The 22,711-nt window shown below is 60.1% G+C and carries 22 protein-coding genes; 7 read left to right on the forward strand and 15 right to left on the reverse strand.

Annotation, left to right across the window (positions count from 1 at the left end):
• Positions 1-12 precede the first annotated feature (12 nt).
• A complete protein-coding gene (locus O9X91_RS15080; protein WP_142912504.1) occupies positions 13-699 on the forward strand; it encodes a metal-binding protein ZinT in 687 nt (228 codons plus the stop codon).
• A gap of 52 nt (positions 700-751) precedes the next feature.
• On the opposite strand, the gene O9X91_RS15085 is transcribed toward O9X91_RS15080, so the two are convergent.
• The 3 genes from O9X91_RS15085 to O9X91_RS15095 all read right to left on the reverse strand — a co-directional run bounded on the left by O9X91_RS15085 (position 752) and on the right by O9X91_RS15095 (position 3,606).
• The gene (locus O9X91_RS15085; RefSeq protein WP_269833203.1) at positions 752-1,570 is read right to left on the reverse strand and encodes an ABC transporter permease; all 819 of its coding nucleotides are present in this window, start codon (positions 1,568-1,570) and stop codon (positions 752-754) included.
• Entirely contained in the window at positions 1,567-2,355 is a 789-nt protein-coding gene (locus O9X91_RS15090; RefSeq protein WP_269833202.1) for an ABC transporter ATP-binding protein, read from the reverse strand. Before O9X91_RS15090 ends, O9X91_RS15085 begins: the two co-directional genes overlap by 4 nt.
• Before the next feature lie 207 nt (positions 2,356-2,562).
• Entirely contained in the window at positions 2,563-3,606 is a 1,044-nt protein-coding gene (locus tag O9X91_RS15095; protein WP_269833201.1) for an ABC transporter substrate-binding protein, read from the reverse strand.
• Positions 3,607-3,894: 288 nt separating this feature from the next.
• Here O9X91_RS15095 and O9X91_RS15100 point away from each other — a divergent pair, with 288 nt between their 5' ends.
• The 4 genes from O9X91_RS15100 to O9X91_RS15115 all read left to right on the forward strand — a co-directional run bounded on the left by O9X91_RS15100 (position 3,895) and on the right by O9X91_RS15115 (position 9,978).
• Complete coding sequence (locus O9X91_RS15100; protein WP_269825800.1) at positions 3,895-5,454, forward strand: VOC family protein; 1,560 nt, start codon at positions 3,895-3,897, stop codon at positions 5,452-5,454.
• Positions 5,455-5,711: 257 nt separating this feature from the next.
• Positions 5,712-8,483, forward strand: coding sequence for a DUF2339 domain-containing protein (locus tag O9X91_RS15105; protein WP_269833200.1), 2,772 nt, complete (start codon positions 5,712-5,714; stop codon positions 8,481-8,483).
• The gene (locus tag O9X91_RS15110) at positions 8,480-9,124 is read left to right on the forward strand and encodes an HD domain-containing protein (RefSeq protein ID WP_142912501.1); all 645 of its coding nucleotides are present in this window, start codon (positions 8,480-8,482) and stop codon (positions 9,122-9,124) included. The genes O9X91_RS15105 and O9X91_RS15110 overlap by 4 nt, the downstream gene beginning before the upstream one ends.
• A gap of 11 nt (positions 9,125-9,135) precedes the next feature.
• On the forward strand, positions 9,136-9,978 hold the full coding sequence (locus O9X91_RS15115) for an MOSC domain-containing protein (RefSeq protein WP_142912500.1): 843 nt from the start codon (positions 9,136-9,138) through the stop codon (positions 9,976-9,978).
• 253 nt (positions 9,979-10,231) lie between these two features.
• Here the strand turns inward: O9X91_RS15115 and O9X91_RS15120 are convergent, their stop codons facing one another.
• Entirely contained in the window at positions 10,232-10,966 is a 735-nt protein-coding gene (locus tag O9X91_RS15120; protein ID WP_142912499.1) for a class I SAM-dependent methyltransferase, read from the reverse strand.
• A 166-nt stretch (positions 10,967-11,132) separates the two neighbouring features.
• On the opposite strand from O9X91_RS15120, the gene O9X91_RS15125 reads away from it, so the two are divergent.
• Positions 11,133-12,347, forward strand: coding sequence for an MFS transporter (locus tag O9X91_RS15125; protein ID WP_162520422.1), 1,215 nt, complete (start codon positions 11,133-11,135; stop codon positions 12,345-12,347).
• A gap of 1 nt (position 12,348) precedes the next feature.
• Here the strand turns inward: O9X91_RS15125 and recO are convergent, their stop codons facing one another.
• The 11 genes from recO to rpoZ all read right to left on the reverse strand — a co-directional run bounded on the left by recO (position 12,349) and on the right by rpoZ (position 21,701).
• The gene (gene recO, locus O9X91_RS15130) at positions 12,349-13,119 is read right to left on the reverse strand and encodes a DNA repair protein RecO (RefSeq protein WP_077982606.1); all 771 of its coding nucleotides are present in this window, start codon (positions 13,117-13,119) and stop codon (positions 12,349-12,351) included.
• A 56-nt stretch (positions 13,120-13,175) separates the two neighbouring features.
• Positions 13,176-13,553: a response regulator gene (locus O9X91_RS15135; protein WP_142912498.1), complete on the reverse strand. Its 378-nt coding sequence runs from the start codon at positions 13,551-13,553 to the stop codon at positions 13,176-13,178.
• A gap of 136 nt (positions 13,554-13,689) precedes the next feature.
• The gene (locus O9X91_RS15140) at positions 13,690-14,442 is read right to left on the reverse strand and encodes a Crp/Fnr family transcriptional regulator (RefSeq protein WP_080791040.1); all 753 of its coding nucleotides are present in this window, start codon (positions 14,440-14,442) and stop codon (positions 13,690-13,692) included.
• Positions 14,443-14,686: 244 nt separating this feature from the next.
• The gene (gene era / locus O9X91_RS15145) at positions 14,687-15,637 is read right to left on the reverse strand and encodes a GTPase Era (protein ID WP_162520421.1); all 951 of its coding nucleotides are present in this window, start codon (positions 15,635-15,637) and stop codon (positions 14,687-14,689) included.
• A 78-nt stretch (positions 15,638-15,715) separates the two neighbouring features.
• Positions 15,716-16,429, reverse strand: a complete 714-nt coding sequence (gene rnc / locus O9X91_RS15150) for a ribonuclease III (RefSeq protein WP_269833198.1) — start codon at positions 16,427-16,429, stop codon at positions 15,716-15,718.
• Positions 16,426-17,172 carry a signal peptidase I gene (lepB, locus tag O9X91_RS15155; RefSeq protein WP_080791042.1) on the reverse strand — a complete coding sequence of 249 codons (747 nt, stop codon included), beginning with the start codon at positions 17,170-17,172 and terminating at the stop codon, positions 16,426-16,428. Before lepB ends, rnc begins: the two co-directional genes overlap by 4 nt.
• Before the next feature lie 206 nt (positions 17,173-17,378).
• Positions 17,379-17,783: a holo-ACP synthase gene (gene acpS, locus O9X91_RS15160; protein WP_077982611.1), complete on the reverse strand. Its 405-nt coding sequence runs from the start codon at positions 17,781-17,783 to the stop codon at positions 17,379-17,381.
• Positions 17,780-18,358: a DUF2062 domain-containing protein gene (locus O9X91_RS15165; protein WP_269833197.1), complete on the reverse strand. Its 579-nt coding sequence runs from the start codon at positions 18,356-18,358 to the stop codon at positions 17,780-17,782. The genes acpS and O9X91_RS15165 overlap by 4 nt, the downstream gene beginning before the upstream one ends.
• A gap of 242 nt (positions 18,359-18,600) precedes the next feature.
• Entirely contained in the window at positions 18,601-18,747 is a 147-nt protein-coding gene (locus O9X91_RS15170; RefSeq protein ID WP_003496944.1) for a hypothetical protein, read from the reverse strand.
• A gap of 197 nt (positions 18,748-18,944) precedes the next feature.
• On the reverse strand, positions 18,945-21,179 hold the full coding sequence (locus O9X91_RS15175) for a RelA/SpoT family protein (RefSeq protein ID WP_173988536.1): 2,235 nt from the start codon (positions 21,177-21,179) through the stop codon (positions 18,945-18,947).
• 132 nt (positions 21,180-21,311) lie between these two features.
• Complete coding sequence (gene rpoZ / locus O9X91_RS15180; RefSeq protein WP_077982613.1) at positions 21,312-21,701, reverse strand: DNA-directed RNA polymerase subunit omega; 390 nt, start codon at positions 21,699-21,701, stop codon at positions 21,312-21,314.
• A 392-nt stretch (positions 21,702-22,093) separates the two neighbouring features.
• On the opposite strand from rpoZ, the gene O9X91_RS15185 reads away from it, so the two are divergent.
• Positions 22,094-22,663 carry a LabA-like NYN domain-containing protein gene (locus tag O9X91_RS15185; RefSeq protein WP_004440903.1) on the forward strand — a complete coding sequence of 190 codons (570 nt, stop codon included), beginning with the start codon at positions 22,094-22,096 and terminating at the stop codon, positions 22,661-22,663.
• The last annotated feature ends 48 nt before the right edge of the window (positions 22,664-22,711 follow it).

Consider the following 22,711-nt stretch of genomic DNA (forward strand, 5'->3'; position numbering starts at 1 on the left):
GGGCCGAAACAAATGCAGAAGATACTCACCCGCGTCACCGGCGCCGTCGCACTTGGTTCCATGCTGCTGGCGACGACCGCGGCGATGGCCGCCGGCGGCGACAAATCCGCTGCCCACAGCCACGACCATGGGCACGATCATGGCCACCAGATGACCGAGGCGGAAAAGCAGATTTACAAGGGCTACTTCGAAGATGCCCAGGTGAAACCGCGCGCGCTTTCCGACTGGGAAGGCGACTGGCAATCGGTCTACCCCTATCTGCTGAACGGCTCGCTCGATTCCGTCATGGCCGAAAAGGCGGCGCATGGCGACAAGACCGCGGCGGAGTACCGCGCCTATTACGAGATCGGCTACAAGACCGATGTGAACCGCATCGTCATCAAGGCCGACAGCGTGGCATTCTACAAGGACGGCAAGCCCGCTGAAGGCACCTATGTCAGCGACGGCCATGAAATCCTGACCTACAAGAAGGGCAATCGCGGCGTACGCTATATCTTCAAGAAAACCGCCGGCGACGAGGCCGCGCCGCAATTCATCCAGTTCAGCGACCATTCCATTGCTCCGGTCAAAGCCGGCCACTACCATCTCTATTGGGGCAACGACCGCAAGGCATTGCTGGACGAAGTGACCAATTGGCCGACCTACTACCCGTTCCTGATGGACGGCGGCGATATCGTGGAAGAAATGGCGGCGCATTAACTTCGCATGACATTCCGGCACGGGCATATTCTTCATGCCCGTGCTGCATTCCTTATTGCCCCATGGTGGAGCGATGCGCCCAGCCGGTCATGCGCTTTTCAAGCCACGCCATGACCGCATACATGGCGATGCCTTCCACCGCGAGCATCAGCAGGCCAGCAAAGACCAGAGGCACGTTGAACTGACTCTGCGCCGAACTCATCATGTTGCCGAGGCCGTAATTGGAAGCGACGGTCTCCGACACGACCGAGCCGACGAAGGCGAGCGTGATGGCGATTTTGAGCGAGCCGAAGAAATAGGGCATGGACCGCGGAATACCGACCTTCAGCATGATGTCCATCTTCTTGGCGCCGAGCGCCCGTAGCACATCTTCGGTTTCCGGCTCGATGGTGGCAAGGCCGGTGGCGACATTGACGACGATGGGAAAGAAGGAAATCAGGAAAGCGGTCAGAACGGCGGGAACCGTGCCGATGCCGAACCAGATGACGAGGATAGGCACCAGCGCCACCTTCGGAATGGCGTTGAAGCCGATCATCAGCGGATAAAGCCCGGCATAGATGGTTTTCGACCAGCCGACGAACAGGCCGATAGCGAGACCGGCGGCCACAGCAATGGCGAAGCCCAGCGTCGTGGTATACAGCGTTTGCAGCGAATTCTTCCAGATCGGCGACCAATATTGCACGATGGCCTGCCCGACCCTGACCGGCGACGGCAGGATGGTGGGCGGCATTTTCAGCGCGTAGACAAGCAGTTCCCACAACACGAAAAGCGCCAGCGTATAAAGCCATGGGGCGGCTTTCACCCAGTTGACGCGGGCAATCAGCGGTTTGCGCGGCTCAGTCGTGACGGTGGTTTCCATGATCGCGCTCATGCCGCCACCCTCGCCTGCGCGATTTCGCCATGCAGTGCCTGCACCATGTCGTTGAAACCCTTGTCATACATGATATCGAGCTGGCGCGGGCGGGCAAAAGGCACGCGATGTTCCGCCAGCACCCGGCCCGGCCTTGCACTCATCACAAAAATCTTGTCGGCCAGAAATGTCGCCTCGCGCAGATCATGGGTCACGAGGATGATGGTGACGCGCTGCGCGGCGTGCAGATCGCGGATGACGCACCACAACTCCTCGCGGGTGAAGGCGTCGAGCGCGCCGAATGGCTCGTCGAGCATCAGCAGTTCCGGCTCATGGATCAGCGCCCGGCAGAGATTGGCGCGCTGCTGCATGCCGCCGGAAAGCTGCCACGGATATTTGGAGCCAAAGCCCTTCAGGCCGACGATTTCCAGCAGACGCTCGGCTTTTGCGACATAGTCTGCTTTATGGGCGCGCAGCCGGCGACGGTGTTTCTCGACGATCTCCAGCGGCAGCAGGATGTTCTCAAGCGTCGTGCGCCATGGCAGCATCGTCGGATTCTGAAACGCCATGCCGACGATGGAGACCGGCTCCGTGACCTGCCGCCCGGCAACGATGACATTGCCCCTTTGCGGAATATGCAGCCCCGTCACCAGCTTCATCAGCGTGGACTTGCCGCAGCCGGACGGGCCGACTACAGCCGCGAATTCCCCCTTGTCGACCGTCAGGTTCAAACCGGATACGGCCAGCGTTCCGGCGGAACCGCCGTAACGCATGTCGACATTATCTATTTCCACGAGACGTGACATCGCAGTTCCGTTTTCAGTTGCTGATCGGGCTTTTGAACCCCGCAGCGTTGCCGCTTGTTTCTTCTCCCCGAGGGGGAGAAGGTGGCCCGAAGGGTCGGATGAGGGGGCAAGCGTAGAGATATACGGAGAGCTTGCCCCCTCATCCCGCTGCCGCGGACTTCTCCCCGGCGGAGAGAAGAATCGGGCCGCACCCGCTCATTTCACCCATCAGGGAAGCATGCGTTCTGCCTTGGCCGGCAGGTAGGTCGCGTCGAACACCTGCTCCGCCTTGACGTTGCCCTTCAGGCCCATGGAAACCTTGAGCGTCTCCAGCGAGGCCGCAAGCCGGGCCGGATCGACCCCGCCCATACCGTTTTCCACCACATAGGGCGTCTTGATGTTCATGCTGTTGGCCATGTTCAGGCGCTCCAGCTCGATGACGCTGTCCAGCGTCTCGTTGCGCTTGAGGACGGCCGCCACGCCCTCTTCCGGGTTCTTGACGGAATCAGCGAAACCCTTGGCCAGCGCTTTCAGGAAACCCTTCACCGCTTCAGGGTTTTTCTCAGCGAAATCAGTGTTTACCAGCACCGCATTGCCATAGAGATTCAAGCCATGCTCGGCCATCAGGATGGTCGAGATATCGTCATCGGCGATGCCCTGTTTCTTGAGATTGAGGATCACCGAAAAGGCAAAGCCGAAAACGGCATCGACGTCGCCCTTGGCAAGCATCGGTTCACGCACCGGAAAACCGATCGATTCGATCTTGATCTTGCTGTCATCGAGGCCCGCCACCTGCTTGAAAGCAGGCCATTGCGCAAAAGCACCATCCGGCGGCGGTGCGCCGAGCTTCTTGCCTTCCAGCGACTTCGGATCGCCGGTAACACCGAGCGACTTGCGGCCAACGACGGCGAATGTCGGGCGCTCATAGACCATATAAACGGCCTTGATCTTCTGGCTTGGATCCTCGTCGAGGAACTTCATCACCGAGTTGATGTCGCCGAAACCCATCTGGTAGGCGCCGGTCGCCACGCGCGGAATGGCTTCCACCGAGCCGTTGCCGCTATCGATGGTGACATCGAGCCCTTCAGCCTTGAAGTAGCCCTTGTCGAGCGCCAGCAGGAAACCGGCGGCGGGGCCTTCGAACTTCCAGTCGAGTGTGAATTTCACCGGCGTTTCGGCCCGCACCTCTACCGCCGGCAATGAAAATCCGGCGGTTACACCGATGGCGGCAATGGCCAGTGTTCTGGACAACAACCTGCGCGTTAAAATCATCTGTTCCCCCTGATGGTTTTGTTGGATTGGTTGCATAAGACCCAATTCCAACCCTCAAGGCAAGATAAAATTGCATACAAAATAGCCGTTATTTTGTATGCTTATTTTATATGCACAATCAGTCGCAAGACAGGCAAAAAGCCGGCAATCTGCTCATCGCGCATGCAACGAAGCGAAAGCGGGATCGTTCACGCAGAGAACACAGCGTTCTCATTTGCCGGGGTTGCGGATCAGGGGCAGCGTGCGACAAATAGGGCCACGAACAGCAGGCAAACGCGGGACGGCAAGATGAATTCTGCACTTGGTATACACCACATCACCATGATCACCCGGAAGGTGCAGGCGAATGTGGATTTCTACGCCGGCTTTCTGGGCCTGAGGCTGGCCAAGCGCACGGCCGGTTTCGAAGACGCCATGCAGCTGCATCTGCTTTATGGCGACGATATCGCCTCGCCCGGCTCGCTTCTCACCTTTCTCGTCTGGGAAGATGGCGGCCAGGGCCGTGTCGGGTACGGCCAGACGCTGGAAGTTTCCGTGGCCATCGATCCCGCCGCCATCGGCTTCTGGCTGACGCGGGCGCTGAGATTTGGCATCCGGGCGGAAGGCCCCTCCGATGAGTTCGGTGCCCCGGTCATCCGGCTGAAAGATCCTGACGGCCTGATCGTCAAGCTGGTCGGCACCCACGCCTTTGCCGATGCCACGCCGCATGTGACGGACGATATTTCCGCCGAGGACGCCATTCGCCGAATCTATGGCGCGACGGTGCTGAGCGAAGTGCCGGAAGAAACCGTCGCGTTTCTGGAGAAACATTTCGGTTACCGGCAGGAAAGCCAGGCAGGCGCAATCCGCCGGCTCGTTTCCGACAGCGGCGACATTATCGACGTGCGCGACGCCACCGGCTTCTGGTCCAGCGCGCCGGGCACCGGCACCGTCGATCACATCGCCTTCCGCGCGAAGGATATGGATGAGCTGAACACGGTTCTAACCGGGCTGAAATCGCTGAATTCCAGCACCACCAACGCCCATGACCGGAAATATTTCCACTCGCTTTATGTCCGCGAACCGGGCGGCGTACTGATCGAAATGGCAACCGACGGGCCGGGCATGACGGTGGACGAACCGCTGGAATCGCTCGGGGAAAAACTGTTCATCCCGCCGCTCTTCATGAAGGACGAGGCGGATGTACGCGTTGCCCTGCCGCAATTTTCAATGCCGGGCGAAGAGCGGATCGTTTATCGCGACCTTCCCTTCGTGCACCGGTTCTACACGCCGCAGGAGCCGGATGGCAGCACCATCATCCTGCTGCACGGTTCCGGCGGCAGCGAAACCAGCCTGATGCCGCTGGCGCACCGGGCAGCACCGCGCGCAACGCTTCTCGGCGTGCGCGGCCGCAGCACGGAGGAAGAGATCGCCCGCTGGTTCCGTCGCAATCCCGATTTCAGCTTCGACCAGAAGGATATCGCCTCGGAAGCGGAAGCCTTCGCCGCCTTCGTGGAGGGGGCGATACGGTCCTATGGCCTAGACCGTTCGAAACTGCGGTTTATCGGCCATTCCAATGGCGCGAACTTCTACGCGGCCTTTGCAGCGCTCTATCCCGACCTTGCCGGCGACGCCCTGCTCTATCGCCCGATGCCGGTTCTCGAAACATGGCCGCAGACCGATCTTTCCGGCCGCAATCTCCTGCTTGTGGCGGGAGAACGCGACAAATATCTCGACAAGGCGCACGAACTGCAGGGCCGGCTCGCCGCGAGCGGAGCAAGTGCCGAGCTGGAAACGGTTGAGGACGGGCATGAACTCGGGCTTGCCGATATCGAAGCGGCACGGCACTGGCTGGCGGATGTTTCCTGACACGAGGCCGTGCGCGTGCCACCTATTTCTTCTCCCCGCCGGGGAGAAGGTGGCCCGAAGGGTCGGATGAGGGGGCAAGCTCACCGAATATATCCACCCTCACCCCCCTCATCCCGCTGCCGCGGACGTCTCCCCGGCGGGGAGAAGAAACAAGTGGCACACGCCCGCTCCTTCGCCACCCATATCATCCGTCAACCGGGCCTTGCATAAATTCACCAAAAGGGCTTTAAAAACAGCTTCGTAATTGGAGAATCCGTTTGGAAATCCCGCTGTTTATCCTCGCCCTCGTCGCGGCCTTCATCTACACGCTGGTCGCGAGCATCCGCAATTCAAGTCGAATCAAGTCGCTGGAACGGGAGGTTCTCAGCCTCAAACGGCTGATGGCTGCGGGCGTGACCTCTCCCGTGGCGGCACAGGCGCAGAGCGCGGAATCCACGGCAAAACCGGATTTCGAGGAGGAAGAGGAAAGCAGGACGCCTGCGGAAGACGCAGCCTTCCAGGCTGAATACGCATCCGAGCCGCAGGAAGCCGCCGCCATGGCGCAAGCGGAAGACGCCGTCCGCGAGGAAGCACCCGCAGCTCCCGCCAGCGAGGCGGCATCCGCTCCGGCGACGAAGGAAAGCTTCGAAAGCCTGCTCGGCGCCCGTTGGGCCGTCTGGGCCGGTGGACTGGCGCTCGCGCTCGGCGGTATTTTCCTCGTCAAATATTCGATCGAATCGGGGCTGCTCAGCCCGGCGGTCAGGCTTTCGCTCGCCGCCATTTTCGGCCTCGCTCTCGGCCTTGCCGGCGAGGCTGTCCGCCGCAAGGCGGTGCCGGGCATCGCCGCCACCTATTCCAACGCCATGATACCGGGCGTGCTGACGGCGGCCGGCGCCTTGACGCTGTTCGGCGTCGTCTATGCCGCCTATGGCATTTACGGCTATATCGGCCCCGGCATGGCTTTCAGCCTGCTTGGGCTCGTCGCCTTCGCCACCATCGGGCTTTCGCTGCTGCACGGGCAAGCGCTGGCCGGTTTCGGCCTTCTCGGTTCAATGCTGACGCCAGCACTGATTTCCACCGAAACGCCGAATATCTGGGCGCTCTTCGCGTTCCTCACCATCTCCTGGCTGGCAACGGCAGCCGCGGCGCGCAGGCAGGGCTGGACCGTGGTTCCCTCTCTCGCCAATGCCGGGCTTGGCCTCTGGGCGCTCGGCTATATCGGCTTTTCCGAAACGATCAGTGCCGAACCACCAACGCTTGCCCTGCTCGTCATGCTGGCGGGAACCATATTCCTCTGGCCCGGCAAGACATTCGACACGCCGCCTGCCGAAACCGGTGAACCCGCCGTTCCCGCGCGGCGCGCCGTCCGCGCCATGCGGCTTCTGCTGCGCCCGTCGCTCGCCCTCAATCTCACCGTCTCGATGGCCGTGATCCTGCCGGCCATCGGCTTCCTCTTTGCCGATGGCGGCGTCGATACTCATCCGGCGATCATCGTTTCAGCGCTCATCGCCGCCCTTGCAGCGCTTGGCGCCGCCCGCCATTATGCGGCCTGGCCAGCCATTATCGCAGCGCTCGGTGCGCAGGCTGCCGTGTCGCTGATGTCGCGGCGGGGCATCGATTTTATCGGCCTTATCAACGATACGTCCGTGTCCCTTCCGTCCGTGTCAGTCGGCTACACGGCGGAAATTGCCATGGCGCTCGGCCTCGGGGCTGTCTTCGTGCTCTGCGCCTTCTCCTTCCTGAAACGCAAGGGCGCTGACGATTCGGATTTTGCCCAGCTCTGGGCCGGTATCGCCGCGCTTTTCCCGGTCTGGCTCGCCACCGCAAGCTTCGTCGAATACGGCAATCTCGGCCGTGACTGGCTGCACGCCGCCTATGGCCTCGGCCTTGGACTGGTGTTGCTTGCAGGCGCCGAGTGGCTGCACCGGCAGAACAACGAGGCCTATCGCAAGCCGCTGAACATCCTCGTGCTCGGCTCATTCGCCGCCTTCGCGCTCTGCCTGCACACGCTGACGCAGGGGCTTGCGACAACCGTGCTGCTCTCCGTCATTGGTTTTGTCTATGTGCTGGCGACACGTCATCGCAACTGGGAGGTTCTGCCCTGGGTGATGGCCGTGGCGAGCGTCGCCGTTCTCGGCCGCATCGCCTGGGAACCCACCATTGTCGGGCCGCAAAATCTTGGGCTCACGCCGGTCTTCAACGCGCTTCTTCCGGGTTACGGCATTCCCGCACTGCTGGCCGTTGCCTCGGCCTGGCTGCTGCGCGACTGGCCGGGGGTCAGGGCGAAGAACTTCCTGCAGGCGATTGCCAGTGTCATGGGGCTTCTCGCCGTCGCCATCCTCATCCGCCATGCGATGAATGGCGGCACGCTTGACAACAGCGTACCGACGCTCGGCGAACAGTCGATCTACACGCTGCTGACCATTGGCTTCTCGGGCGTGCTGATGACGCTCGATCTCAAGAGCCCCAGCCCGGTCTTCCGTTACGGCTCGATGATTGCCGGCGTGATTGCCGTCATTAACGTGCTGACGATGCATTTCTTCACGCTCAATCCCTATTTCACCGGCGAGAATACCGGCCGCATCCCGGTCCTCAACCTCCTGCTGATCGGTTACCTTCTGCCGGCGCTCGCTTATGGCGGCCTTGCCTATTATGCGCGGGGAAAACGTCCGCCAGCCTATGTCAGCATGCTGGCGGTGGCGGGTGCAGCACTCGGCTTTGCCTGGGCGACACTTTCGGTGCGCCGTTTCTGGCAGGGCGAGAATATCGCAGACTGGAAGGGTTTTATGCAGGGTGAGACCTACAGCTATTCGGTGGTCTGGCTGCTGATCGGCGTGTTGCTGCTTGTGCTCGGTTCGCGCTTCAATGCCCGCAGCCTGCGTCTGGCATCGGCTGCCTTCGTGCTGATCTCGGTTGCCAAGGCCTTCCTGATCGACATGAGCAATCTCGAAGGTGTGCTGAGAGCACTGTCCTTCATCGGGCTCGGCGCGGTGCTGATCGGTATCGGCCTGTTCTACCAGAAAATCCTGACCCGGAAGCCGCAGGCATGATCGCGGCTGAGGCTTTCGCGCCCTATGCGGCGCTTGCGCAGGATCTGATCCCGCACGCCGCCGATGCGGGCGACGGCTCGCATGATCTTGCCCATATTCACCGCGTCTTTCGCAACGCCATGCGCATCCATGCGGGCGAAGGCGGCGATGGCACCGTGCTGGCCGCCAGCGTGCTGTTGCATGATTGCGTGGCGGTGGAGAAGAACTCGCCGCTCCGCGCGCAGGCCTCACGGTTCGCGGCGGAAAAAGCCTCGGGCATTCTCGAGGCGCTCGGCTGGCAACGGCAGGATATCGACGCCGCCGCCCATGCCATCACCACCCACAGCTTTTCCGCCAATATCGAGCCGCAGACACTGGAGGCGAAAATTCTTCAGGATGCCGACCGGCTGGATGCCATCGGCATGGTGGGCGCGGCGCGCTGCTTTTATATTGCCGGGCGCCTGGGCTCAGCACTTTACGATCCGGTTGACCCGCTGGCGAAAGAACGGCCGCTTGACGACCGCGCCTTTGCCATCGACCATTTCGAAACCAAGCTGTTCAAGCTGGCCGACGGTTTTCGCACCGAAACAGGCCGGCAGATGGCCAAAGCCCGCCATGAGAGGCTGAAACAGGTGCTGGACCTGTTTCTCGACGAAATCTGAGGAGACCCGAGATGCGTGTGACCGAACTGAACATCTATCCGCTGAAAAGCGCGCGCGGCATTCCCCTCTCCGAAAGCGCCGTTTCGGCCGAAGGCCTGCCGGGTGACCGCCGCGCCATGCTTGTCGACCCATCGGGCCACTTCATCACTCAGCGTGAATTGCCTGCTATTGCCACGGTTCTGGCTCGCCATGAGGACGAGGGCATGCTGCTTTCAAGGGGCGAAGACGGCGAGGTAGTCGCACAGCCATCAGGCCAGCGCATGGATGTGGCGGTGTGGAAATCGATCGTCAGCGCCAATATCGCCGATGACGAGACCAATGACACGCTTTCGGCCTGGCTCGGACGCGAGGTGAAGTTGGCGTTCTTCGATGATGCCTCTAAACGCATTGCGAGCCTCGAATGGACGGGCAATGAAACCCCCGTCACCTTTGCCGACGGTTACCAGATTCTCGTCACCACCACCGCCTCGCTTGCCGCGCTGAACGACAATATGCGCGAAAATGGCGAGGAGGCCGTTGGCATGGAGCGTTTCCGGCCCAATATCGTGCTCGACACGGACGAAGCATGGGCGGAGGACCGCTGGGCGGCCATCGAGATCGGCGGCATTCGTTTCGATCTCGTCAAGCCCTGCGCCCGCTGCATCATGACCACACAGGACCAGATGACCGGCTCCCGCGATGTGCCCTCCCCCATGAAGGCGATGGGCCGCATCCGCATGTCCGGCGACCGACGCGTGCCCGGCCCGCTCTTCGGCTGGAACGTCACGCCGCGCGGCGAAGGCCGGCTATCCGTCGGCGATGTTGCCAGGGTGATCGAGGAAAGGCCGGAAGGCTGGGCGATCAAGCGGCGGTAGGCCGGCGGCTTGGTTCTGACCGGGCACACCTTCTCTCCCTCACTCCTGTGCTCGTCGCAGGAATCCAGCTGACGCGCGGCGGCGCAGCGGAGAGACTCTTTTCAGCCCAAGGACTTGGGCTGGCTGGATCCCTGTGACGAGCACAGGGATGAGGAGGAGCGCGCTACGGTCATCGCTCAACAACCGGCTCAGAGCTGGACGCGCCGATCTCCATCATTGTTTCACACTCGCAAATGCGACGCGCAGTCTGAAGTCACGGCTTTTTCGCCCCGACAATCAGAAAGATCGGGCGGCGATCCTCGTGTCTCAATTCCGGGCGCTCAGCCATCAAAGCCGGATCTGGCCTGGGCTCGGCCAGACGCGTCAGGGTAAAACCGGCAGAAAGCAGGCTGTTGAGAATGCCTGACAACGTGCGGTGATATTTAACCACGTCATCCGCCATCCAGTTGGAGTGGCGCACGCCTTCGTTCTGATAATCATCGAGCGGCCAGTGGAGGATTTCGCCCTCCTCGTCATAGAACCAGTCCTGTTTTTCCAGCGCCGTGAAAACAGGATGTTCGATGGAAAAGATGAAATCGCCACCGGATTTCAGCACGGCAAAAATCTTCGCGAATGCCACGTCAAGATCGCGAACGTAATGCAGGGCGAGAGAACTCAGCACCACATCGAAACTTTCCTGCGGAAAATCGATGTCTTCGATGGCGGCGCGGCGATAGTCTATGCCCGGACCGCCATTGATCTCGACGGCGCGGCGCAGCATGTTTTCGGAGAGATCGACGCCAACGATATGGGCAGCACCCTGCTCCGCCGCATAACGGCAATGCCAACCGAAACCGCAACCGAGATCAAGAAGGGTTCCGTCTTTCAGGGGTGGAAGCATGGCGCGCAATTCATGCCACTCGCCGGCCTGACGCAGACCCTCCACGGAGCGCGGCATTGCGCTGTAGCGCTCGAAGAACCCGGGATCGTCGTAGATATTCTGTTTCATCGTCGTCTCTTCTTCCGCATTCCATCAATGGCATGAATAGTGGCCGTCAAGAAAAGTCGCTAGTGGGACCGGCTGACAAAAGATAATATTCGTTCCATCGTAGCGGATTCTGCGGCAAGCCATGCGCCTTCTCCCTGAGGCGAGGCGCCGCGATGGGGGAATATTCATGTCGCAAGCCACACGCCAGACCATGCCCTGGGTGATTATCGTCGCCGGGTCGCTGATTGCGGTCATGACCTTCGGTCCCCGCTCGGCAATGGGTTTCTTCCAGTTGCCGATGCTTGCCGATACCGGCTGGGATCGCTCTACCTTCGGTCTTGCCATGGCTTTGCAGAACCTCTTCTGGGGGCTTGGCCAGCCCTTCTTCGGCGCCATCGCCGATAAATACGGCACGGGTCGCGTGCTCGTTCTTTCCGGCCTGCTTTATGCTGCCGGCCTCATCTGCATGTCTTTCGGGACCTCGACGTTCTGGCTGCATTTCGGCGGCGGCGTTCTCGTCGGGCTCGGCATTGCCGCCGGCTCCTTCAGCGTCATCCTTTCGGCCTTTGCACGCCATGTGACGCCGCAGCAACGTTCGCTCGCCTTCGGCATCGGCACGGCGGCGGGTTCGGCCGGCATGTTCCTGTTTGCGCCGATCAGCCAGGGGCTGATTTCCAACTATGGCTGGTCGGACAGCCTCGTCTGGCTCGCAGCGATGATGATGCTCGTGCCGCTGCTCGCCTTTTTCATGCGCGGCAATTCATCCTCCGGCAGCCAGTCGCAGGCGCAGTTCCAGCAGACGGCGGGCGAAGCCCTGAAGGAGGCGCTCGGCCATAAAAGCTACCTGCTTTTGACCACCGGTTTCTTCGTCTGCGGTTTTCAGGTGGCCTTTATCACCGCGCATTTTCCGGCCTATCTCGGCGATATCGGCATCGAACCACGGTACGCCGTCATCGCCATGGCGCTGATCGGCTTCTTCAACATCATCGGATCGCTTGCCGCCGGCGTCATCGCCCAGCGTTATTCCAAACCCTATCTGCTGGCCTATATCTATATTGCCCGCTCGGTCGTGGTCACGGCCTTCCTGCTGCTGCCGCAATCGCCGCTTTCGGTCATCCTCTTCGCCTCGGTCATGGGCATTCTGTGGCTTTCCACCGTACCACCCACCAATGCGCTGGTGGCGATCATGTTCGGCACACGTCATCTTGGCATGCTGGGCGGTGTGGTTTTCCTGACCCATCAACTCGGCTCGTTCCTCGGCGTCTGGCTGGGCGGCTTTCTTTACGACAGGTTCGGTTCCTATGATCTCGTCTGGTGGCTGGGCGTCGGCATGGGGATTTTTGCGGCCATCGTGCATTGGCCCATTCAGGAACGGCCGGCTCCGAGGCCTGCAATGGCCTGATCTAAGCCTGCACGGCCCTGTTGAGCGCAGGCGCCGCCACTCGGCCTTCCAGCGCCTTCAGCGCCGCCTGCACGAAACCGTCGCGGGCGGCGTTTTCGTTGAGGCCACGCGGATCGTAGACATGCCGGTTGAGGAAATGAGCGGTGAGGCGGAAAGCCGCCGCAAGGCTGTCAGGATCGGCCGCCTTCGACTGGCCTTCGCTCAAGAAAGCCGGAAGCGACAGCATCCGCTCCGCATAGGGCGCACCTGCCGTGCGGCAAACCGCCCTGCCCGTTTTCGGCGATACATAGATGAGATCGGTGCGCAGCCCCGTCGCCGCACATTCGGTAAGATCGAGCCCGAAACCGAGCTCGTTCAGAACCGCCAGTTCGAAGCGCACGAACAATTCCCCGGCATCGACGGGGTCATGCAGATTATCGAGAATGATATCCAGCGCCTGATAGAGATGCGGGTGCGGATCGCGCTCCGGCAGAAGCCTGAGCAACGCGCCCATGGCCTGCACGCCATAAACGGCGGTCGCCGTTTCCATCAGCTGTGCTGCGCGCAATTGCAGCGGCTCGATGCGGAACTCGCCCAGATGATCGTGAAGGCGCGCCCGCCAGATGACATCCACCCGGTTTCCGGCCTGCAACACCGGCTGCATGCTGCGGGAACGGCCGGAACGCACCAGCCCCAGATGGCGGCCACGCGAAGGGGTCATCACCTCGGCGATGACACTCGTCTCGCCATGGCGTTTGACGCCGAGAATGATTGCCTCTTCCTGCCACTGCATGAAACGCGTCCGGATTTCGATTCAGGTCCGAGCATACCCGATCTGGCGGCAAAACGTTATTCTTTTACGGCGTCGCCGACCGTGCCGACGAGATTGAGAACGAAATCGACAATTTCGTTTTCCCCGAAAGGCTTGCCGAGCAACGGCGCGTGCATGAGATCTTCCGGAAAACCCGTCGTGTCGCCATAACCGCTGACGAAACCGAAGGGAATGCCGGCAGCGCGCAGCCCGCGCGCGAAATCGTAGCTCTTGCCATCGGTGAGGCTGACATCCAGAAGAACGCAATCGGCGCCGCCTTCTTCAACGGCCTGCCTCGCCTGCGCAAGCGTGGTGGCGATGACGACGGATTCCACCTCCATGGACTGGAGAACCGCTTCGACATCGAGCGCCACCAGATATTCATCCTCAACGATGATAACCCGTTGCGGCACCATATGTTTTCTTCTTCCTAAAAAGAGGACCGCAAGGCTCGAAGCCGCAGTCTCCGACATGATTTTCCCGTGAGATAACACGACAGGAGTCGCAAATTACGGCTCCACCGTCATTTAAAAAAGACATGTCAAAGGAAGATCAGATGAAGGGTCTTTGCCGCTTTTCATCGCTTTCCCAACCCGCCACGTTGGTCAAGCCGGCATCGTCCAGCACCAGACAGCCCTTGTCCGTCCAGCGGATGAGGCCGCGATCGACGAGCTTTCTCAAGGTCTTGTTGGTGTGAACGATGGACAGGCCGAGCGTATCGGCAACATGCTGCTGGGTGACCGGGATGGGTGTTTCGCCGGGGATGAGATTGACCGCCTTCGCCTTGCGATAAAGAAACGCGATCAGATAAGCGGCTCGTTCCAGCGCGGTGCGGCGGCCGATGCTGAGGAGGTGGTTGTCGAGCATGCGCTCCTCGCTCGCCGCGATCCAGGTCAGGTCATAGGCAAGCGTCGGGTGATCGGTGAAAAGGTTATTAAGGCGGGAGCGCTCGAAGACGCAGAGCGTCACCGGCGAGAGCGCCTCCACCGAATGCTGCATTTCCCCCATCACCGTGCCCTGAAGACCGACGAGATCGCCGGGCATGACATAATTGAGGATTTGTCGCCTGCCGTCTTCCAGTGTCTTGTAACGGAACGCCCAGCCTTGCAAAACGGTATAAAGATGAGCGCTGTGCGAGCCTTCCATCAGGATCAGGGAGCCGCTTTCCACCGCCAGTTCCCCCGTTTTGAAACGCGATACGAAATCCAGTTCGGAAGAGGAAAAATCCCGGAAATGCGGCAGGTCGCGCAGGGGACATTGCTGGCACGGGGTGGTGGAAATTCCGTTCGGTTTTTTTGGCGACATGAATATCCATCATCAAGAAAAGGTTGCGCCCAATTGTTTTGGAACAACCCGCGCGAACGTATTCGGTTCCCGATGGTGGGTGAAGATTTGTGAAGCTTACCTTGCACTCCTCCCTTATTCCTGTGCCTGTCACGGGAATCCAGCCCACGCGCGTCTGCGCGGCGGGAAGAACTCCTTTCAGCCCAAGGACTTGGCTGGCTGGATCCCTGTGACAGGCACAGGGATGAGGGAGGATGCCTGGCAACTAGCCTCGCGGGAATTCCAGACCCATTTCACGGAAGCGCTCGGGGTCATCGCCCCAGTTCTCGCGCACCTTCACGAACAGGAAGAGATGCACCGGCTGCTCGAGAATCTCAGACAGTTCCTTACGCGACGCGGTGGAGATCGCCTTGATAGCATCGCCGTTCTTGCCGAGCGCGATCTTCTTCTGGCTGTCGCGTTCGACATAGATCACCTGCTCGATGCGCACGGAGCCGTCCTTGCGCTCTTCCCACTTTTCCGTCTCGACATGCGAGGCATAGGGAAGTTCCTGATGCAGGCGCAGGAACAGCTTTTCGCGGGTGATTTCGGCGGCGAGCTGGCGCATCGGCAGATCGGAAATCTGGTCTTCCGGGTAATACCACGGGCCTTCCGGCAGGGTCTCCACCAGATAATCCATCAGGTCTTCACAGCCCGAACCGTTAGTGGCGGAAATCATGAAGGTGCGGTCGAACGCGACCGCCTCATTGGCGGCGGCGGCGAGCTTCAACAGGTCTTCGCGCTTCACCTGATCAATCTTGTTGAGGCACAGGATCTTCTTCTGAGGAACATCCTTCAGCCCTTCCAGAATGGCCTCGGCATCACCCTTCAGGCCGCGCTCGCTGTCGATCAGCAGCAGAATGAGATCCGCATCCTTCGCGCCACCCCAGGCGGAGGTGACCATGGCACGGTCGAGCCTGCGGCGCGGCTTGAAGATGCCGGGCGTGTCCATGAAAACGATCTGCGCATTCTTGTGGATGGCGATGCCGCGCATAACGGCGCGCGTCGTCTGCACCTTGTGGCTGACGATCGAAACCTTGGCGCCCACCAGCCGGTTCACCAGCGTCGACTTGCCGGCATTGGTCGGGCCGATGAGGGCCACGAAGCCGGAATGGGTCGGAAGGGCATTGTCTTCGCCTTCAACGGCGGGGTTTTCGTGGTCGGTCATGATATCCATTCAAGGTCAGAGGTATTCAACATGCGGCCAAAGGGCCCACATGCGCTCGATTGCAGCGCCCGTTCAGGGCACTCAGTCTCAGGTGGAGGATTTCTGCCAGACGCCTTCGCGTTCCAGCAATCTCGTTGCCGCCACCTGTTCGGCCGCGCGCTTGGAGCGCTCGACACCGGTTTCCGGCTTCACGCCGGGAATTTCCACCGTCACCGTAAAGCGTGGATCGTGATCCGGTCCGGAGCGATCGTCAATACGGTAGGAGGGCGTGGTTGCAAATCTGGCATGCGCCCATTCCTGCAACTCGGTCTTGGCGTCGCGCCGCCCGGCATCCACGCTTGTCGCGCGGCCCTGCCAGTATTTCAGAATGAATTTGCGCGACGCTTCCAGCCCGCCATCCAGATAGATGGTGGCGATCAGGCTTTCGACAACATCGGCGCGCACGTTGAGCATCGCCTTGCCAGTCAGCTTCTTCACATCCGAACCGGTGCGGATGAAATTGTGCAGGCCCATCTCGTCGCCGATCGCGGCGCAGGATTCGGCGCTGACGAGCTGGTTCAGACGAACCGAAAGCTCGCCTTCACTGGCGTTGCGGAAGGTGGAGAACAGCAGTTCGGCAACGCAGAGACCGAGAACGCGGTCGCCCAGAAATTCCAGCCGCTCGTAATTGCCGGCCGCGGCGGAGCGGGCGCTGGCATGGGTCAAGGCCCGGTCGAGCCGGGCCTTTTCCTTGAACTCATATCCGATCAACGCTTCCAGACGGGAAATCTCGTCCGCCGAAAGCGGCTTGGTCTTGCTCATTCCACAACCTTGAAGAGGCGGTCCCAACGCATGTTGGCGGGCCAATCCCAAATGCGGCTGAACGGCGTGTCATTGCCCAGCGAGAAGAAGATGACGCTGGCGCGGCCGATCAGGTTTTCTTCCGGTACGAAACCGACGTCGAAACGGCTGTCGAGCGAATTGTCTCTGTTGTCGCCCATCATGAAATAATGGCCTTCCGGCACCACGAATTCGCGGGTGTTGTCGCCGCGCGAGTCGGGCGACTGGTCGAGCGTATCGTAGGTGACGCCATTGTCGAGCGTTTCGCGGAAGACAGGCACATTGGCGCCCGGATCGGCGCGGTAATCGGAGGTGAAGGTGCCGTCGGGCTGCTTGGGAACCGGCTGACCGTTGATGAACAGCACGCCGTTCGTCACCTGGATGCGATCACCGGGTAAGCCGACCAGGCGCTTGATGTAATCGACTTCAGGATTGGGCGGCAGGCGGAAGACCACGACATCGCCGCGCTTCGGCTTGCTGAATTCGAGGATACGGCCCGAAAACAGGTTCGGCGAAAAGGGCAGCGAATATTTCGAATAGCCGTAGGAGAACTTGTTGACGAAAAGATAGTCGCCCACCAGCAGCGTCGGCATCATAGAGCCGGACGGGATCGTGAAGGGCTGAAACAGCACGGTGCGGATGACCATGGCCAGCAGCAGCGCCTGAATGATGACCTTGACGTTCTCCCAGAGGGCGTTCTGCTTCTTTTCAGCTTTTTCCGACACTTAAAGACCTGCCTGATTGTTTCCCGGCTTCTTCGATTTCAGAAGCTCCCGGGCCGTTGCCTATCGCGCCTGCGGCGGGTGATGCTGTCTCACGCGGCCGGCAAGGCTTTCATATTTCTGCGACTTCTCTAGAACCTTTCCAGCCCGAAGGGAAGCGCTTCTGTGACACGTCCGCAAATAGGACGCCAATGCGGCTTCACCGGGTCTTACCCGTTCACGGGAAGCGCCTCGATAATCACAAATGCCTGAGCATAGGGAAAATCATCCGTGATCGTCAGGTGAATATTGGCGCGGTGGCCGGCGGGCAGCAGCGCCGTCAGCCTTTCCCCTGCCCCATTGGTCAACACCATGGTCGGCTTGCCGCCCGGCAGATTGACGACGCCCATATCCTTCCAGAAAACGCCGTTCGCAAGGCCGGTGCCCAGCGCCTTGGAACAGGCTTCCTTGGCGGCGAAACGCTTGGCATAGGAAGCGGCGCGGTTCTTGCGGCCATCGGATTTGGCGCGCTCGATATCGGTGAAACAGCGATGGGTGAAGCGCTCGCCGAAACGTTCGATCGATTTTTCAACGCGGCGGATGTCGATCAGGTCGCTGCCCAATCCAATGATCATTTCAACATCTCCAGAGAAGCATTCTTGTTGGCGGCGCGATGCGCGAGATTTTCCATCTTGCGCCGCTGGAAACCGCTGATGAGACCATAAACGGCGATATAGGCGACGACCGCGCTGACAAGGGCGGGAAAAAACGCGCCGATTGTCATTGGTTCCAGCACCGGCGTCCATATCTGACGGAATTCGAGATGGCTGAACAGCGCCACGAAATCCACATCCGCTGCGCTTTCGATCTTCTGCCGACCGAGGATGAAGTGCCCCAGTTCCCAGGTAGATGCCCAGATGAACGGAAATGTCAGTGGATTGGCAAAGGTGGTGCCGAGCGCGGCAGCGACGAGATTGACACGCATCAGAAAACCGAGCGCTATGGCAATGATGATATGGACACCGAGAAAGGGTGTCCAGGCCACGGCTACACCGATGGCGACACCGGCGGCGACGGAATGCGGAGACGCGGAAAGCCGCAGCAGACGCAGCTTCATATAGCGCAGCGAACGGGAAAAACCCGTGCGCGGCCAAAACAGGTCGCGAATCTTGTCTGAAAAACCAACGGGTTCACGGCGGCGAAACGGCATGGGATGCAGTTTATTTCATCGCCCGGGCCGAGCCAAGAGGCACAAGGCCATATTCAGAAGCGCGCCACAAGCAGCAGGGGCATGCGGCGCCGACTATCCATGCGGGAATGGCCACACAGCCCGCGATGCCCGCGCTTCTCGCGCGCACCTTCTTGTCTCTAGAGGTCAGCCTTCACGTCAACCAATATGGCTGCCCGCGCTGATCCAAACGCATGGCGAAGGGCTGCCATGCGCTGAGCGCATTACCGGCGGAACAGGCCGCGGTCGATTTCGCGCTGGCGGAATTCGAGGTCGACATTCGATACCGAACCGCTGAGATATTCGAATTCGCGTTCCTGGGTGGTCTTGCCACGAACGGCGCGGGCGATCTTGCGAAGCGGAGTAAACATGATTTTCGGTCCTTTCGGTTTGGAACTGGCGTTTCTCATCGGTGTTCATCCACCGGCACGCCGCATTTCCTTCTCTTCAATTTCTGAGATGAAAATAGTCGCAAACCGCCTCCGCCACCAGAGACAGGAAAAGGCCGCTGCCATGCGTTCAACGCATAACAACGGCCTTGCAGTGCTTACAGAAGATCAAAAATGCCTCAATCGAAGGCACGCGTTACGGTCGAAACGCAATCGAGATCCTTGAGTTGCGACAGAAGCTGGTTCAGCTGCCTGAGATCCCAGACTTCGACATCCAGCGCCAGCTCGGAGAAATCCGTGCCGATGCGCACCATGTTGAGGCCGCGAATATTGACGTCCAGCGTGGCGATCGACTGCGCCACCGAGGCGAGCGTGCCCGGTTCGTTCAGCGCATTGATCATCACCCGCGCCATGAAGCGCGACTTGTTCGCCTCATCGAGGTCCCAGCGTACATCGATCCAGCGCTCCGGCTCATCGTCGAAGCGTTGAAGCGCCGGAGCCTGAATGGGATAGATGGTGATGCCCTTGCCATTTTCCATGATGCCGACGATGCGATCACCCGGTACGGCGCCGGCGGAACCGAAATGCACGTCGACATTGCCGGAAAGGCCACGGATGGGCAGCGGGTCCGGCCCATCCAGCATCTCGGCGGCACCATCGTCCTCAAGTACGGAGCGCGACTTGCCGGGTATCTTGAAGACCATGCCGGAGGCGCTGCGCATGTTGAACCAGCCATCGTCGCCGGTCATCTTCACCGTCACACGCTCATCCTGATAATCCGGATAGACCGCACGCAGCACATCGAGCGACGAGACCTCACCACGGCCGACGGCAGCGATGGCATCTTCGACATCCTTCTGCGCCAGACGATGCAGCACGGGCTTCAGCGCATCCCGGGAGAAGGCCTTGCCGGCGCGTTCGAAGGTACGTTCCAGAATGCGATAACCGAGGCCGGAATATTGCTTGCGGATGGCCATGCGGGTGGCGCGGCGAATGGCAGAACGCGCCTTGCCGGTCACCACCACCTCTTCCCAGGCGGCGGGCGGCACCTGCACGCCGGAGCGGATGATCTCCACCTCGTCACCATTGTTCAAGCGAGTGACGAGCGGCATGATCCGCCCGTTGATCTTGGCGCCGACCGTGGTGTCGCCGATATTGGTGTGCACCGCATAGGCGAAATCGATGGGGGTGGCGCCGCGCGGCAGGGCGATCAGCTTGCCCTTGGGCGTGAAGCAGAACACCTGATCCTGGAACAGCTCGAGCTTCGTATGCTCGAGGAATTCTTCCGGGCTGTCGCCTTCGGCCAGCGATTCGATGGTGTGGCGCAGCCAGGAATAGGCGTTCGATTCCGGCGAGAGCAGATCGCCCTCCCCGTTTTCGCCATCCTTGTAAAGCGCATGGGCCGCGATGCCGAATTCGGCGATCTCATGCATGCGCTTGGTGCGGATCTGCAGCTCGATACGCTGGCGCGAAGGACCGACGATGGTGGTGTGGATGGAACGGTAGTCGTTCTGCTTCGGTGTGGAGATATAGTCCTTGAACCGGCCCGGCACCACGCGCCAGCGCGTATGCACGATGCCCAACGCCCGGTAGCAAGAGGGAATGTCATCCACCAGAATGCGGAAACCGTAGACATCGGAAAGCTGCTCGAAGGAGAGCGACTTCGACTGCATCTTGCGAAACACCGAATAGGGCTTCTTCTGACGCCCCTTCACGCCTGCCCCGACCAGCCCGTTTGCCACGAGAAGCTCGCGCAACTCGTCCTCGATCTTCTTGATCAGCCCTTCATTGCGCGTTTCCAGCTCCTGAAGACGGTTGGTCACCGTCTCATAGGCTTCAGGGTTAAGGTAACGGAAGGACAGGTCCTCCAGCTCGTCGCGCATATCCTGCATGCCCATGCGGCCGGCGAGCGGCGCATAGATTTCCATGGTTTCTTCGGAAATGCGGCTGCGCTTGTCGGCCGGCATATATTCCATGGTGCGCATATTGTGCAGGCGGTCGGCAAGCTTCACCAGAAGGACACGCACGTCATCGGAAATGGCGAGCAGCAGCTTGCGCAGGTTTTCGGCCTGTTTCGCCTTGCGGGTGACGAGGTCGAGCTTCTTGAGCTTGGTCAGTCCCTCCACCAGCCGGCCGATATCCTCGCCGAAAAGCTCGTCGATTTCTGCGCGGGTGGCGGTGGTGTCCTCGATCGTATCGTGCAGCAACGCCACCGCGATGGTCGATTCGTCGAGATGCATTTCAGTGAGGATTGCGGCAACTTCCAGCGGATGCGAAATATAGGGGTCGCCATTGGCCCGCTTCTGCTGGCCATGTTTCTGCATCGCGTAAACATAGGCCTTGTTGAGCAGGGCCTCATTCGCATCCGGTTTATATTTTTGAACCCGCTCGACGAGTTCGTATTGCCGCATCATGCGATATTCCACAAAAAGAAAGCGCGCCAACCTTGGGGTTGGCGCACAATGCTGCATCAATAGGGATCAGATTATGACGGCAACTATTGACAGACAGTAACCGTCGCCTGCCAAAGGCATCATAAAACCGGATCAATAATCGTCGTTTTTTTCCGGCGGCACAAGGCCTTCGATACCGGCCAGCAGTTCTTCTTCCGACATCTGGTCGAAAGTGACGGTTTCCGGCTGGTCGTCGTCTTCGCCCTCGGCAGCGGAGGCGGCGAGCGTGACCGGATCGGGCTCGGGCTCGTCCACTTCCACGTGCTTCTGCAGCGAGTGGATCAGGTCTTCCTTCAGATCGTCGGGAGACAGTGTCTCGTCAGCAATTTCGCGCAGCGCCACAACCGGGTTCTTGTCGTTGTCGCGGTCAACCGTGATGGAAGACCCTTGAGAAATCTGGCGCGCACGGTGGCTGGCGAGAAGCACCAGCTCGAAACGGTTGTCTACTTTATCAATGCAATCTTCAACTGTGACGCGGGCCATTGCCTGTCCTTTGCGGGTCGTAATGTCGTGGATCAGAGCGCCGTGCGATGTTCGGGGTGCACAAGGGTTACTCTAACCTATTGAATCTGCGCTTCGTGCCTTGCGAAAAACATTCAAGATTTCTCGCGACGACGCTTTCCAGCCTCCGATACAGCCATTGGCCGCGGAATTCAAGTTTTTCCTGTCTTTGGCGTCTTTTGGCACCATATCGCCCATGTTTGGCGTCTGATGAGCAAAATGTCTAGAAGAATTGTCTTGGAATAAGGGGGAAGGTAGCTTACTTAAAACGCAACGGCGACACGCAAAGCGCGTTGATACGACATGTTTTTTTGCGTCATCGACCGGATATAAAAGCCAGATAATGGCCTTTCCAAGAAAAGGAATGGGATGGAATGTTCGATCCACGGGAGAAAATTGCGCTCTTCATAGACGGAGCCAATCTTTATGCAGCATCGAAAAGCCTGGGATTCGATATCGACTACCGCAAGCTCCTGAAGGCGTTTCAAAAGCGCGGATACCTGCTGCGCGCCTATTATTATACGGCGCTCATCGAGGATCAGGAATATTCCTCGATCCGCCCGCTGATCGACTGGCTGGATTATAACGGCTACAAGGTCGTGACAAAGCCGGCGAAGGAATTCACCGACGCACTCGGCCGCCGCAAGATCAAGGGCAACATGGATATCGAACTCGCAGTCGATGCCATGGAACAGTCCGAGACGGTCGATCACCTGGTGCTCTTCTCCGGCGACGGCGATTTCACCACTCTGGTGGATGCGCTGCAGCGCAAGGGCCGCAAGGTTTCGGTGGTTTCCACCATGGCCACGCAGCCTGCGATGATCGCCGACGACTTGCGCCGACAGGCCGATCACTTCATCGATCTGATGACGCTGAAGGCCGAGATCGGGCGCGACCCGAACGAGCGCCCCGCCCGGCACGCAGAGGGTCCGGAGACGGTTTGACCCTGGTTTAGACACCGCAGACTTTTAAAGGCGTCCGTTGAAAAACGG

This window comes from Agrobacterium salinitolerans (genome assembly GCF_027498475.1).
Taxonomy (GTDB): domain Bacteria; phylum Pseudomonadota; class Alphaproteobacteria; order Rhizobiales; family Rhizobiaceae; genus Agrobacterium; species Agrobacterium salinitolerans.

What these genes read in the sequence shown, in the direction of transcription:
- O9X91_RS15100 (WP_269825800.1), top strand. Translation starts at nt 3,895, where the DNA reads ATGAATTCTGCACTTGGTATACACCACATCACCATGATCACCCGGAAG.
- O9X91_RS15140 (WP_080791040.1), bottom strand. Translation starts at nt 14,442, where the DNA reads ATGTCGCCAAAAAAACCGAACGGAATTTCCACCACCCCGTGCCAGCAA.
- recO (WP_077982606.1), bottom strand. Translation starts at nt 13,119, where the DNA reads ATGCAGTGGCAGGAAGAGGCAATCATTCTCGGCGTCAAACGCCATGGC.
- O9X91_RS15125 (WP_162520422.1), top strand. Translation starts at nt 11,133, where the DNA reads ATGTCGCAAGCCACACGCCAGACCATGCCCTGGGTGATTATCGTCGCC.
- acpS (WP_077982611.1), bottom strand. Translation starts at nt 17,783, where the DNA reads ATGATCATTGGATTGGGCAGCGACCTGATCGACATCCGCCGCGTTGAA.
- O9X91_RS15170 (WP_003496944.1), bottom strand. Translation starts at nt 18,747, where the DNA reads ATGTTTACTCCGCTTCGCAAGATCGCCCGCGCCGTTCGTGGCAAGACC.
- O9X91_RS15095 (WP_269833201.1), bottom strand. Translation starts at nt 3,606, where the DNA reads ATGATTTTAACGCGCAGGTTGTTGTCCAGAACACTGGCCATTGCCGCC.
- O9X91_RS15090 (WP_269833202.1), bottom strand. Translation starts at nt 2,355, where the DNA reads ATGTCACGTCTCGTGGAAATAGATAATGTCGACATGCGTTACGGCGGT.
- rpoZ (WP_077982613.1), bottom strand. Translation starts at nt 21,701, where the DNA reads ATGGCCCGCGTCACAGTTGAAGATTGCATTGATAAAGTAGACAACCGT.
- era (WP_162520421.1), bottom strand. Translation starts at nt 15,637, where the DNA reads ATGGATATCATGACCGACCACGAAAACCCCGCCGTTGAAGGCGAAGAC.
- O9X91_RS15185 (WP_004440903.1), top strand. Translation starts at nt 22,094, where the DNA reads ATGTTCGATCCACGGGAGAAAATTGCGCTCTTCATAGACGGAGCCAAT.
- rnc (WP_269833198.1), bottom strand. Translation starts at nt 16,429, where the DNA reads ATGAGCAAGACCAAGCCGCTTTCGGCGGACGAGATTTCCCGTCTGGAA.
- O9X91_RS15115 (WP_142912500.1), top strand. Translation starts at nt 9,136, where the DNA reads ATGCGTGTGACCGAACTGAACATCTATCCGCTGAAAAGCGCGCGCGGC.
- O9X91_RS15110 (WP_142912501.1), top strand. Translation starts at nt 8,480, where the DNA reads ATGATCGCGGCTGAGGCTTTCGCGCCCTATGCGGCGCTTGCGCAGGAT.
- O9X91_RS15080 (WP_142912504.1), top strand. Translation starts at nt 13, where the DNA reads ATGCAGAAGATACTCACCCGCGTCACCGGCGCCGTCGCACTTGGTTCC.
- O9X91_RS15120 (WP_142912499.1), bottom strand. Translation starts at nt 10,966, where the DNA reads ATGAAACAGAATATCTACGACGATCCCGGGTTCTTCGAGCGCTACAGC.
- O9X91_RS15175 (WP_173988536.1), bottom strand. Translation starts at nt 21,179, where the DNA reads ATGATGCGGCAATACGAACTCGTCGAGCGGGTTCAAAAATATAAACCG.
- O9X91_RS15165 (WP_269833197.1), bottom strand. Translation starts at nt 18,358, where the DNA reads ATGCCGTTTCGCCGCCGTGAACCCGTTGGTTTTTCAGACAAGATTCGC.
- O9X91_RS15135 (WP_142912498.1), bottom strand. Translation starts at nt 13,553, where the DNA reads ATGGTGCCGCAACGGGTTATCATCGTTGAGGATGAATATCTGGTGGCG.
- O9X91_RS15085 (WP_269833203.1), bottom strand. Translation starts at nt 1,570, where the DNA reads ATGAGCGCGATCATGGAAACCACCGTCACGACTGAGCCGCGCAAACCG.